The sequence below is a fragment of the Brenneria uluponensis genome, from assembly GCF_032395385.1.
In the GTDB taxonomy this organism is placed as follows: Bacteria; Pseudomonadota; Gammaproteobacteria; order Enterobacterales; family Enterobacteriaceae; genus Prodigiosinella; species Prodigiosinella aquatilis.
Map to the genome: position 1 here is coordinate 3,519,400 of NZ_CP135917.1, position 11,949 is coordinate 3,531,348.

At 48.9% G+C, this 11,949-nt stretch carries 13 protein-coding genes; 7 read left to right on the top strand and 6 right to left on the bottom strand.

Translation table 11 applies throughout. The features are described from left to right. Positions 1 to 57: 57 nt before the first annotated feature. From arsB to RS889_RS16475, 5 genes are all read left to right on the top strand, one after another. The gene (arsB, locus tag RS889_RS16455) at positions 58 to 1,104 is read left to right on the top strand and encodes an ACR3 family arsenite efflux transporter (RefSeq protein WP_315708040.1); all 1,047 of its coding nucleotides are present in this window, start codon (positions 58 to 60) and stop codon (positions 1,102 to 1,104) included. 181 nt (positions 1,105 to 1,285) lie between these two features. Next, positions 1,286 to 1,645 carry an ArsC family reductase gene (locus RS889_RS16460; RefSeq protein WP_290183090.1) on the top strand — a complete coding sequence of 120 codons (360 nt, stop codon included), beginning with the start codon at positions 1,286 to 1,288 and terminating at the stop codon, positions 1,643 to 1,645. 1 nt (position 1,646) lies between these two features. Continuing rightward, positions 1,647 to 2,774 carry a succinyl-diaminopimelate desuccinylase gene (dapE, locus tag RS889_RS16465; RefSeq protein ID WP_315708041.1) on the top strand — a complete coding sequence of 376 codons (1,128 nt, stop codon included), beginning with the start codon at positions 1,647 to 1,649 and terminating at the stop codon, positions 2,772 to 2,774. Further along, positions 2,771 to 3,445, top strand: a complete 675-nt coding sequence (locus RS889_RS16470) for a M15 family metallopeptidase (protein WP_315708042.1) — start codon at positions 2,771 to 2,773, stop codon at positions 3,443 to 3,445. The genes dapE and RS889_RS16470 overlap by 4 nt, the downstream gene beginning before the upstream one ends. Position 3,446: 1 nt before the next feature. Then, positions 3,447 to 3,635, top strand: coding sequence for a YpfN family protein (locus RS889_RS16475; RefSeq protein WP_021015070.1), 189 nt, complete (start codon positions 3,447 to 3,449; stop codon positions 3,633 to 3,635). 201 nt (positions 3,636 to 3,836) lie between these two features. Here RS889_RS16475 and ypfH read toward each other — a convergent pair whose 3' ends face one another. The 6 genes from ypfH to dapA form a co-directional block, all read right to left on the bottom strand. Beyond that, positions 3,837 to 4,523, bottom strand: coding sequence for an esterase (gene ypfH, locus RS889_RS16480; protein ID WP_315708043.1), 687 nt, complete (start codon positions 4,521 to 4,523; stop codon positions 3,837 to 3,839). A 722-nt stretch (positions 4,524 to 5,245) separates the two neighbouring features. Further along, positions 5,246 to 7,276, bottom strand: a complete 2,031-nt coding sequence (locus RS889_RS16485) for a tRNA(Met) cytidine acetyltransferase TmcA (protein WP_315708044.1) — start codon at positions 7,274 to 7,276, stop codon at positions 5,246 to 5,248. Positions 7,277 to 7,303: 27 nt separating this feature from the next. Then, entirely contained in the window at positions 7,304 to 7,756 is a 453-nt protein-coding gene (locus RS889_RS16490) for a DUF441 domain-containing protein (protein ID WP_021015060.1), read from the bottom strand. A 177-nt stretch (positions 7,757 to 7,933) separates the two neighbouring features. Beyond that, entirely contained in the window at positions 7,934 to 8,647 is a 714-nt protein-coding gene (gene purC, locus RS889_RS16495) for a phosphoribosylaminoimidazolesuccinocarboxamide synthase (protein WP_021015059.1), read from the bottom strand. A 100-nt stretch (positions 8,648 to 8,747) separates the two neighbouring features. Beyond that, positions 8,748 to 9,785 carry an outer membrane protein assembly factor BamC gene (gene bamC, locus RS889_RS16500; protein WP_315708045.1) on the bottom strand — a complete coding sequence of 346 codons (1,038 nt, stop codon included), beginning with the start codon at positions 9,783 to 9,785 and terminating at the stop codon, positions 8,748 to 8,750. 16 nt (positions 9,786 to 9,801) lie between these two features. Further along, on the bottom strand, positions 9,802 to 10,680 hold the full coding sequence (dapA, locus tag RS889_RS16505) for a 4-hydroxy-tetrahydrodipicolinate synthase (RefSeq protein WP_021015057.1): 879 nt from the start codon (positions 10,678 to 10,680) through the stop codon (positions 9,802 to 9,804). A gap of 111 nt (positions 10,681 to 10,791) precedes the next feature. Here dapA and RS889_RS16510 point away from each other — a divergent pair, with 111 nt between their 5' ends. Together RS889_RS16510 and bcp are read left to right on the top strand one after the other, a co-directional pair. Beyond that, the gene (locus RS889_RS16510) at positions 10,792 to 11,397 is read left to right on the top strand and encodes a glycine cleavage system transcriptional repressor (RefSeq protein WP_425475159.1); all 606 of its coding nucleotides are present in this window, start codon (positions 10,792 to 10,794) and stop codon (positions 11,395 to 11,397) included. Positions 11,398 to 11,399: 2 nt separating this feature from the next. Then, on the top strand, positions 11,400 to 11,867 hold the full coding sequence (bcp, locus tag RS889_RS16515) for a thioredoxin-dependent thiol peroxidase (RefSeq protein WP_021015055.1): 468 nt from the start codon (positions 11,400 to 11,402) through the stop codon (positions 11,865 to 11,867). Positions 11,868 to 11,949: the final 82 nt, after the last annotated feature.

Consider the following 11,949-nt stretch of genomic DNA (forward strand, 5'->3'; position numbering starts at 1 on the left):
CAAACGCTAACGGTTGGTATTGAGTAACAATCATCCACAAATTAAGGAAAATCCTCAATGAGTGACATCACTCGCAAACTCTCATTTTTAGACCGATATCTGACTGTCTGGATTTTTGCTGCAATGGCTCTGGGTGTGGGTCTCGGTTTTTTAGTCCCTGGTGTAGAGAACTTCATTAACCGCTTTCAGGTGGGAACAACCAATATTCCGATTGCTGCCGGGCTGATCCTGATGATGTATCCCCCTTTTGCCAAGGTACGGTATGAAGAGCTGCCAGACGTATTCCGCGACAGAAAAGTGTTAACCCTGTCGCTGATCCAAAACTGGATCATCGGTCCGGCACTCATGTTCGCATTAGCCGTGATTTTCCTGCATGACAAACCGGAATACATGGTTGGGCTTATCATGATCGGTCTGGCGCGCTGTATCGCCATGGTGATTGTCTGGAATGAACTGGCGAAAGGCTCAACGGAATATGCGGCGGGTCTGGTGGCTTTCAACTCGATATTTCAGGTGCTGTTTTTCAGCGCCTATGCCTGGCTATTTATTACCATACTGCCGCCGTTCCTCGGATTGTCTGGTTCAATTGTTGATATCTCCATCGCGCAAATTGCCAAGAGTGTGTTTATCTATCTGGGCATCCCCTGTATTGCCGGCGTACTGACCCGAGTGATCATGCTGCGCTTTGTTTCAAAAGAGTGGTATCACGCCCACTTCGTTCCCAAGATCGGTCCTATTACCCTAGTTGCGCTGCTGTTCACCATTGTGGTGATGTTCAGTCTGAAGGGGAAATTGATTGTCAGTCTCCCTTTCGATGTCGTACGTATTGCTATCCCTTTGCTTATCTACTTTGTTGCTATGTTTGCCATCTCATTTTTCATGTGCAAACGCTTAGGCGCGAGTTATGAAAAGAGTGCAACACTCTCGTTTACCGCTGCCAGTAATAACTTTGAACTCGCTATCGCGGTAGCCGTCGCTGTTTATGGCATCAACTCTGGTGCTGCTTTTGCCGCTGTCATCGGGCCGCTTGTTGAAGTGCCAGTGATGATTGGTCTGGTGAATGTTTCCCTTTGGATCAGACGAAAATACTTCCTTTCAGCCTAAAAAAAAGTCTGTGCTGCTATCAATAGTGAAACGGCACAGACTAATTTCCTCTTCCCAATAGACAGCCACTTCACTTAACTGCATGATCTACTAAAACAAATTCAATACCCTGCCACCATTAGCGCGAATACGGTATGCTCTTCATTCTTATCAGATAAAAAGTGAAGAGTTTTATAAAATGATGACAGTTATGTACGGTATCAAGAACTGCGACACCATCAAAAAAGCCCGTCGCTGGCTAGAAAACAATCACATTGACTATCGCTTTCATGACTATCGGGTGGACGGTCTGGATGACGTACAATTGCAGGCTTTAATCAATTTGGTCGGTTGGCAACCCTTGATTAATACCCGTGGAACAACCTGGCGCAAACTGGATGAAGCGAAACGTAATGCAACCAATAATGAAGACGCGGCAAAAACTGTTATGCTGGAGCACCCCTCGCTCATCAAACGGCCCTTGTTAGTCACTGACCACGGTGCCGCATTGCTTGGTTTCAGCGAGGATAGCTACCAGCACTTTTTTGCGGAGAATAAATAACGTGTCTTGCCCGGTACTAGAACTGGCTCAGCAGTTAATTAAACGTCCTTCCCTCAGCCCTAATGATGAGGGTTGTCAGACGTTGATGATTGAACGTTTGCAGGCGATTGGCTTCAACATAGAAAAAATGAATTTTGGCGATACCCAAAATTTCTGGGCCTGGCGTGGCACAGGGAAAACACTGGCTTTTGCCGGTCACACCGACGTGGTTCCCTGCGGGGATGAAAAGCAGTGGCAGCACCCCCCATTTGAGCCCACGCTATGCGATGGCATGCTGTATGGGCGTGGTGCAGCAGATATGAAAGGGTCGTTGGCGGCGATGGTGGTTGCCGCTGAACGTTTTGTTGCCACGCATCCCCACCACCAAGGGCGCCTGGCGTTTTTAATTACTTCAGACGAAGAAGCCAAAGCCATAAACGGTACGGTTAAGGTTGTTGAAACCTTGATGGCCCGCCAGGAGCGCCTTGATTACTGCCTGATCGGCGAACCCTCCAGCACGACACGTATCGGGGATGTGGCGAAAAATGGCCGTCGGGGTTCAATCACCGCCAACCTTTATATACACGGTATACAGGGTCATGTTGCGTACCCCCACCTGGCAGACAATCCGGTACACCGCGCCATGCCCGCGTTGCATGAACTGATAGCCACGGAATGGGATCAGGGAAATGAGTTTTTTCCTCCCACCAGTATGCAGATTGCAAATATTCAGGCAGGAACCGGCAGCAATAACGTTATTCCTGGCGAACTGTTTGTGCAGTTCAATTTTCGCTTCAGTACCGAATTGACCGATGAACGCATTAAGCAACGTGTCGCTGAGCTACTTGACCGTCACCAACTCAAGTACACTCTGGATTGGCAATTATCTGGGCATCCCTTCCTGACCGAACACGGCGAACTGGTGAATGCTATTATTGATGCAGTTGAACATTATTGTGAAATCACACCGCAACTACTGACCAACGGCGGCACCTCTGATGGCCGTTTTATTGCGCGGATGGGAGCACAAATAGTTGAACTCGGACCGGTAAACGCCACTATTCATAAAGTGAATGAGTGTGTCAGTGCAGCAGATTTGCAGCTGTTAAGCCGGATGTATCAACGCATCATGGAGCAGTTGATCGCATGATTACGTCGGCCATGCTGACAGGCAAGAGTGATGGGCATCTGGTCACCCTGACAGGTCAACACCGTTTGCAACCGGAAGCCGTTATCGCTTTTAAGTCCATGCAACAGGCGGCCCGGCAGGATGGCTTTAATCTCCAGCCAGCGAGTACCTTTCGTGACTTCGGGCGTCAGCAACAGATCTGGAACGGAAAATTTACCGGTCTGCGGCCGTTACTGGATAAAGACAATCAGCCGTTGGATGCCCTCACGTTAAGTGAGGGTGACCGTTGTGAAGCGATACTGCGCTGGTCCGCATTGCCAGGTGGCAGTCGGCATCACTGGGGCAGCGATCTGGATATCTACGATCCTGACCGTCTTCCTTCGGGGCAAACACTGCAACTGGAGCCTTGGGAGTACGAAACTGGCGGATATTTCTCTACGTTGAGTGACTGGTTGGACTCACATATGCGGCTATTCGGGTTTTATCGACCTTACGCGCATGATCATGGCGGTGTTGCGGTTGAGCCTTGGCATATCAGTTATTTACCGTTAGCGCGATTAGCGATGGCGCAGTTGACGCCAGCAGTTATCCGTGAATCCTGGCACGGGGAAGAGATAGCTGGCTATCAGTGGCTGAATAAACATCTGCCACAACTTTTTACCCGCTTTATCACCCGTATCGATGAGGTATAACATGGCATGGCTGGCTGACTATTGGTGGATCATTCTGGTGTTCCTGCTGGGAGTAATACTCAATGGTATCAAAGAATTACGGCGTCTTGACCACAAATCCTTTTTGAACGACAAACCGGAAATTCCACCCCATCGTGATAACAACGATAAATGGGATGAAGACGACGACTGGCCACAAAAAAAACCCTGATACGGCGCATCCTTCAGGCCCGAGTCAAGCACGTTTATATTCATACCATGTATGGTTATGATAAAAACGTAAGCTTAGCAACAGGTCAAGGTATTGCCATGATCGTAGAACGGATCTAAACAGGCTGTAGATATTTGAATCAGTGTGTTCTGAGGAAACCGCATGCAGCAGTACCACTACCTGCTTCATGCGGTTGATCAATCATCGGAAAGCGATTAACTCTCCACGATTACCTTGTACTGCTTCATCCCAATAACGCTGTGGAATATAATTTTTCAGCCGATCCAATGCATAACCCATCATTTCATCATCAATGGCATGACCTAATTCTGGTACCAGATCCAGCGTAAAATCAGATCCATGCGAACGCAGGCGATGCGCCGCAGTGCGCACGTGATCCACCGCAATAACCGGGTCGTCTTCACCGTGAATCAAATGCACCACAGTCTCGGTGAATGGTTGTTCCGGCAACGCGGCAAAGCGGCCACTGAAGATGACCACCCGACCAGCAAGATTCTCTTCGGCTTTTAACGCTTCCAGTATCATTATTGAACCTTGCGAAAACCCAATTAATGCAGTGTGTGCATAATCAACCTGACTGTATTCCTGCCAATAACGCACCGTGTCGATAAAACGGGGCATGATAGTGTTAATCCGCTCGACCCGGTTCTCTTCCGTAATTCCCTGTATCGAAAACCACTGTCGACCATTACCGACGCCACTGCTTTCTGGTCCGCCAATGCTCACCACCAGCGCCTGCGGGAAAGCCTCGGCGAAATAACGGCCTATTTCACCCATTGATACCGGATTATCGCCGACACCATGGAATAACAAGAATAACTGTTTAGGAGATACGGCATTCTGCACCATAACGTATTCATGTTTCATTTTACGTCTCCTGCCGGCTCACATTATGCAACCGGTACTTATCGATGTTTGTTAGCAGTTACTATACACTCCTCATTGGTAGGCCAATATTGAGGGTTATTGAACAAGTCATTCCATTATCCTGTATCAATATCAGTGTATACCACGGAGGAAGGACAGATGACTGAGGGCAAAGATCGAATTGGTAAAAATGTGAGCGATGCCTTATTGAAGGTATAAATATTTTTTATTTAATTGATTAAGTTATCTAATATAAACACTCGGTTCATGTGATAAAGCGCCATATATAATAGTGTCGTAATATATATAAACCTTACGCGAACCTATTTATTTTTAACACACCAGTATTCAAATATAAAATCGTCTTGATAAATAACATTCTACAGTTTTAAAAATATTTAAACGTTATTGTAGCCTGAGTGCATATCTCAACATTCATCTATCTAGACATCGTCTTTGTATGTAATTTCGTTGCTCTCAAATTAACTCATTTATACCCGTAATACTTCAAGTTGCAGGTGTGTTGGCTGCGTTCGTTCACCCGAATCACTTATCTGAGTAAGCTCATCAGGATTCACTCTCTTGCCGCCTTCCTGCAACCCGAATTATTTTGGGTATATACATCCACATTATGCTGAGAAATACTGAAGGCAGACAATCCGCCTGCAACATGCAAGATAACAGGTATATACGACAAATCTAATTAGCCATCAGATATGAATTCAGGTTAATGATTTAATACTCCACCCTCGCCAGCGTTGTTCTGCAAAGGCGTCCAATTGCCGTAATACACTGGAAGTTTCATTACGCCAGCACTGTATCAACGCTTTCCGTCCAGCCAAATGCAGGTGCTGAACACATTGCTCGACAGACATCCCCTGCACCAGCCATAACCGCAAAGCAGGGATGGATTGTTCAGTATGGGTTATCAAACGGGATAACGATGCCAGACAAGCCTCTGGTGGCCGGTGGGCAAAAGCAAAACCCGCCAAATTTTCCCAGTCAGCTTCGCTGAGGCCAGTAGCGTTATCCAGCGGTAAATCCAGCATCAACGGGATTGAACGGCGCAACCAGTACCAGTCACGCGCCAGCTGCGCACTTGCCTGTTCGGTCAAGGTTTGCCCTGCCTCACTCAGAGGAAGCAGCGCCATCGCACTGTAACAACCACTGCTGGCCTCAATATGGCTGCCAATACGCACCAGCGTAAATCCGCAAGAGTGCCAAAAGGCCCACAGATCGGCCTGAAAACCAAAACTTACCGACAGATAATCCAATCCTTGCCGTTGTGCCGCTTGTTGCTGAAAATCAACCAGGGCACGCCCTATCCCATGTCGGCGGCGCGCCGCCGTGATGGCAATACGGCTAATCCGACGCGAACGCAGTATTGGTGCCAGCCACTGTCCTCCATGTGCTGCCAAAGACTGTGCCACCAGATTGCCACGAGGCCGGCGACGTCCGGCCCACACCTCATGCGCCAACGACGCAGAAAGCCCGCCTTCATCCACCGACCAGATAACACCGTAAATCACATCCTGATGGCGGGCGCTAGCCACATGCATACCCGATGCATCCATTAACCGGCGCAAATCCAGCGGCGAGGTACGGTAATGGGCACTGCATAACAGGCCATAGCATTGCGCCAATCGCTGTGGATATGCCAACCACGCATCCCGACTTTCATCATCAATGACAGGTTTGGTCTGTATGCTTGTCTCAGAAACGGCCTCTTCAGCGGTAAACAGCATCGACCTATCCAGCAGACGTTCCAGAGGATCGTCACCAGCCCAACGCAGTGGCTCAGTTAATTCAAATCCTTGCCAATCGGGTAATGCCGAACAGAATTTCAGTAAAAATCCGCGTCCGGTACCTTCATAACCTAGCACCGTTGTGGTCAACAATATCCGGGGAAAAAATGGCAGGATGGCATGCAGTATCGGCGCAGGGATGGCGGCGGCTTCATCAACAAGTAACCAGTCAATAACGGGTAAAGGGTGAGAGCGGCAATACTCCAGCAATGCATCCGGTGCCCAAAAATGAACGTTATCTCCCGAATGATGCAACAAGACATCCGTTGCCGCACGAGACGGCGCGATAACCCAGCATTCCCCACTGCAACAACGAGTCAACATCCCCGCCAGCGTCGACTTCCCTCGACCACGTGGCGCAGTAATCACGGAAACTGCATGCCGGGGCTGCTGAAGTCGCGCCAGAATCCGCTGCTGCTGACGCGTGGGTGTGCCACTGGCAGGATGCCAATCAGGACGAGGGCGCAACGGCCTGATATGCAAGTCGTCCCCTTGACGCCATATCACCGTGTCTTCATCCGCCAACAGCTGATGCCGGAAATGACGGATAAAGTGTGGTGTGATAATAGGTTCTGGCTGTTCGCTCCAGCGCAGACTATCTTCATCCGGGCGTTCCGGCCAATCATCCCATGCAGGCACCAGCAGAAGTAACCAACTTCCGGCTTTGAGCACCCCCGCCAGCATCGCCAACGCCTCAGCATCAAGACCGTGACGAGCATCAAATACAGCATGAAGTTGCTCTTGCCCCAGTAGCGTTCGTACCCGGCCAGGAGCAACTGATGTTACCGCCGAAGGTGCATGGGCACTTACCCACAGCCAGTCGCCCGCCAGACAGTGACTGAGCTGGTATGCTTGCGTGGCACTCCAGTCCTCGTCCCCGCTTATCACCAGCAGGCGACGAAGACCATAACGCCGTTGTAGCTGCCCGTTGGCGATAAAGCTCTTCATATCTGACCTCTACCGATCAAAACCACTTCACCCTTTACCAATTAATAAAGAGAGCAGCCCCGCAGCAATCAGCGGCCCCACCGGGACGCCGCGAAATAGCGCCACCCCCATAACGGTTCCCACCAGTAACCCCGCGACCACCGAAGGTTGGTTACTCATCAGGGAAACACCACGTCCCCCCAGCCAGGACACCAGAACACCGATAAATACGGCCAGCAGTGATTTCCAGTTCAGAAACGAGTGCAACACATCACTGGCGGTAATTTTCCCGCTGGCAATAGGCGACATCACCCCGATAGTTAATATCAGAATACCCAGGGTTAACCCGTATCTTTCCACCCAGGGTAAATAATGGTTCAGTGGTGTAATGCGTATAGTCAATAGCGCCAGCATTGCCAGCGTGACAGTCATGTTATGACTGATAATTCCCAGTGCAGCCAACACCAGTAGAATCAATAGCGTCGGGTCAAAATTGGCCATGAAGAATCCTTGCCAGGATGAAAGAAGAATTTACAGCGGAAAGAAAATGATAACACTAATATTCAGGGGACGATTGCAGATATCCGGACATCAAGCCGGAAAAATGAGATACAGTGAAAAATTGAAACAGTCAGGAACTCCCTGTTCCTGACGCTGGAAACGTAAACGATTGCGCAGTCAGTCTAATTTAATGCCAAGACGGTGTGCGACTTCTTCGTATGCTTCAATAAGGCCACCCAGACTCTGACGGAAACGGTCTTTATCCATTTTATTCAGCGTCGCTTTATCCCACAGACGGCTACCATCCGGAGAGAACTCATCACCCAGCACAATTTCGCCGTTGAACAGACCAAATTCCAGCTTAAAGTCCACCAGAATCAGCCCTGCATCGTCGAACAGTTTGCTTAATACGTCATTGGCTTTGTAGCTCAGTTCCTTCATCCGGGCCAGATTTTCTTCACTAACCCAACCGAATGTTTTGCAGTATGACTCGTTAACCATCGGGTCATGCATAGCATCGTTTTTCAGGAACAGATCAAACAACGGTGGATTAAGGATTTCACCTTCGGTAACACCCAAACGTTTCACCAGAGAACCTGCCGCACGGTTACGGACCACACACTCCACCGGCACCATTTCCAGCTTTTTCACCAGCACTTCGGTATCAGAAAGCAGGCTTACCATTTGAGTTGGAATACCTGCGTCTGCCAGCTTGGTCATAATGAAGTAGTTGAACTTGTTGTTCACCATACCTTTACGATCGAACTGCTCAATGCGCTGACCATCCAATGCTGACGTATCATTGCGAAACTCCAGCACCAGCAGATCAGGATCTTCGGTGGTGTAGACAGTTTTCGCCTTTCCACGATACAACTCAGCTAGCTTTTGCATCTTTAATTACTCCACACAGTGAGGGCCACCCGCAACGGCCCGATAATTTAACGCGTTGATAACTTAATGAAGAAGGGCCGGATAATCCGACCCTTACAGGTTACTTGTTGAATGCCGCCTGGAACACCGAGACCAGCGCATCGTTTTGCGACTGACCTAGCGTATGGCCTTTGGCGTCGGTAAATTGCAGGCTGCTGCGGTTACCAAGGTCACCAACCTGTAGTTTATAATCACCTTTGGGCAGTTGAGGATCTTTGGTCCCCAATGCATCCCAGGTGCTGCTGCCCGGCGCTTTGTAAGTGATGGAGATCGATCCCTGAGACTTACTGCGATCAGTCACCTTCATGTCGATATTTTCCAGTGCTTTTGGCAAGCGATCCCAGACTTGGGCATAGGTACCACGCACCACTAACAACGGCAAGCCGGAGTCATCGGCACCACTCTGCACATCCAGTGACGTACTACTGTGGTTAGCAAGCTCATCTGCGCGCTCTTGAGCTTGTTTCTCCAGCGCATTAGATATCAGATTAAGCATTATGCCGGCGTAGCGCTGCCTCTGGATAAGATCGGTAATCGCAACGTTCAACTGTCGCAGATCCAGCAACTTGACCACCAGCGCCAGTTGATAGCCTTGTGGTTGCACGGTGATCTGATAACGCGCCTGGTAGGCGACATCCTCATCTTCACGTTTCCAGGTAACCCAGTCAGTAGCCAGCGTCTGGTTGGCATCCTGACGGCTGGCAATGGTGAATCCTCTGGATTGAATAATATGCGTGACCTGAGACCAAAGCTGACTGTTATTGGCATTTTTTTCCAGTAACAGTGTAGCTGTATCACCGCTAATACGGCCACGGGAACCATTCAACAAAGCCAATGGCTGCATTGGCGGACGGATATCCAGTGCTTTACCAACCATACCATTCTGGTTGGCCGACGGAATATCATAGTCACCATTTTGCAGAGGAAGAATCATACCTGCCGGCACTTTTAACGCCCGCTGTTCTGGTGTTTTCAGATAGGACTCATCGCCGCTGACCTGACGCTTGTAACGCTGGTCACTGGAACAAGCGGCCAGCAGCATCACCAGTGATACGCCAATAACCTTAGCCACCATCGACTTTTGCAATGAAGAACTCATCAAATCTCCCTAACGGTTACAGCAAACCGGCCTGCTTCATCGCGAGCTCCAACACCGGCCGACCAGTTTCAGTCAACGGTGTCATCGGCAGACGAAGCGTATCGGTCGCCATTAATCCCAATGCCTTACAGGCCCATTTCACCGGAATAGGATTGGGTTCAACAAACAGTTTCTGATGCAGTGGCATCAAACGCTGATTCAGGCGGCGAGCTTCGGTAAAATTCCCCTGCGCCGCCAGTGCACAAAGTTCAGCCATTTCACGGGCAGCAATATTTGCCGTCACGGAAATAACCCCTTTGCCACCCAGTTGCATAAAGTCCAGACTACTGATGTCATCACCACTCAGCAGAATAAAATCTTCATGAACCAGCACTTGGATCTGACTTACCCGGCTTAAGTTCCCGGTTGCTTCTTTAACTGCCACAATATTTTTAATTTCTGACAAACGGGCTATCGTTTCCGGCAGCATATCGCAACCGGTACGGGAAGGTACGTTATACAGGATCTGTGGCAAATCAGTATGTTCGGCAATCGCTTTGAAGTGCTGAAACAACCCTTCCTGCGTCGGTTTGTTGTAATACGGCGTTACAGTAAGACAACCCGCAACCCCGGTATCATTAAACCGCTGAGTCAGAGAAATCCCTTCCGCCGTGGCATTGGCACCGGTTCCGGCAATAACCGGGATACGGCCATCGCACAACTCCAGCGTTAGCATCACCACATCGCCATGTTCATCATGGCTTAATGTGGCAGATTCACCGGTAGTACCTACCGAAACAATCGCTGACGTCCCGCTAGCGACATGATAATCAATCAGTTTTTTCAGGCTAGCACGATCAACAGCACCTTTGTCGTCCATCGGCGTAACCAGAGCAACAATACTTCCCGTAAACATTAGCCATCCCCTCCACAAACAAGTTCTTCATGGTACTTTTGACTTCTATGCAAAAGCAAGCTTGCAACCGCTGTTGTAAGCGCTTGGCAGGTGGTTTTTTTTGTGTTTACCATGTTACTCCCAACATTTTGTACAGGAAGCATAATTTTGCCGAGCCAACAAGAATACTATCTGGTCATCACCGCACTGGGGACCGATCGTCCCGGAATCGTCAATGCGATTACCCGCCACGTCAGTAGTTGCGGCTGTAATATCGAAGATAGCCGTCTTGCCATGCTAGGCAAAGAGTTCACATTTATCATGTTGCTTTCCGGCAGTTGGAATGCCATTACGCTGATAGAATCCACCTTACCGCTCAAGGCTGCTGAAATGGCGTTGCTGATTGTGATGAAGCGTACCGAATCACAATTTCGCCCACCGATGCCTGCTACTGTATGGGTAAAAGTGGAAGTCACGGATTCACCCCATATTATTGAACGCTTTACCAATCTATTTGATTCTTACCAGATGAATATTGCAGAGTTGGTTTCTAAAACACAGCCAGCAGAAGGGAATGCCCTCCCGCGGTTGTATATCCAGATTACCGCACACAGTCCTGCCGTACTGGCAGGCTCAATTATTGAGCCTGCCTTTCATCAGCTATGTACAGAACTGCACGCACAAGGCAATATTAGCGTCGTAAACTATCCGCAGCATGAAGAGAACGATGGAGAGTAGTGATGAACACACTGAAAGCCGGTGATATCGCACCGAAATTTAGCTTGCCTGACCAGGATGGCGAACAAGTTAATTTGACCGACTTCCAGGGACAGCGGGTCCTGGTGTATTTCTATCCCAAAGCCATGACACCAGGTTGCACTGTGCAAGCCTGTGGGCTGAGAGATAACATGGATGAGCTAAAAAAGCATGATGTTGAAGTATTAGGCATCAGTACGGACAAGCCGGAAAAACTATCTCGTTTTACAGAAAAAGAGTTATTGAATTTCACCCTGCTTGCCGATGAAAATCACGAAGTTTCAGAGCTGTTTGGCGTCTGGGGTGAAAAAACCTTTATGGGCAAAACCTATGACGGTATTCACCGCATCAGCTTTCTGATTGACACAGAAGGTAAAATTGAAAAAGTGTTTGATGATTTTAAAACCAGTAATCATCACGACATTATACTGAGCTATCTCAACGGCGTGTGATTTTTCGGGGTAACAATCTATTGACACCAGTGCTTTGTTTTTAAAGCACCGGTGTCTTGTATTTCAATTCACTGACTCTTTT

Coding starts and splice junctions, on each gene's coding strand:
- RS889_RS16470 (WP_315708042.1), top strand. CDS start 2,771: ATGATTACGTCGGCCATGCTGACAGGCAAGAGTGATGGGCATCTGGTC.
- RS889_RS16485 (WP_315708044.1), bottom strand. CDS start 7,276: ATGAAGAGCTTTATCGCCAACGGGCAGCTACAACGGCGTTATGGTCTT.
- dapA (WP_021015057.1), bottom strand. CDS start 10,680: ATGTTTACGGGAAGTATTGTTGCTCTGGTTACGCCGATGGACGACAAA.
- arsB (WP_315708040.1), top strand. CDS start 58: ATGAGTGACATCACTCGCAAACTCTCATTTTTAGACCGATATCTGACT.
- ypfH (WP_315708043.1), bottom strand. CDS start 4,523: ATGAAACATGAATACGTTATGGTGCAGAATGCCGTATCTCCTAAACAG.
- purC (WP_021015059.1), bottom strand. CDS start 8,647: ATGCAAAAGCTAGCTGAGTTGTATCGTGGAAAGGCGAAAACTGTCTAC.
- RS889_RS16460 (WP_290183090.1), top strand. CDS start 1,286: ATGACAGTTATGTACGGTATCAAGAACTGCGACACCATCAAAAAAGCC.
- bcp (WP_021015055.1), top strand. CDS start 11,400: ATGAACACACTGAAAGCCGGTGATATCGCACCGAAATTTAGCTTGCCT.
- RS889_RS16490 (WP_021015060.1), bottom strand. CDS start 7,756: ATGGCCAATTTTGACCCGACGCTATTGATTCTACTGGTGTTGGCTGCA.
- RS889_RS16475 (WP_021015070.1), top strand. CDS start 3,447: ATGGCATGGCTGGCTGACTATTGGTGGATCATTCTGGTGTTCCTGCTG.
- RS889_RS16510 (WP_425475159.1), top strand. CDS start 10,792: ATGTTACTCCCAACATTTTGTACAGGAAGCATAATTTTGCCGAGCCAA.
- bamC (WP_315708045.1), bottom strand. CDS start 9,785: ATGAGTTCTTCATTGCAAAAGTCGATGGTGGCTAAGGTTATTGGCGTA.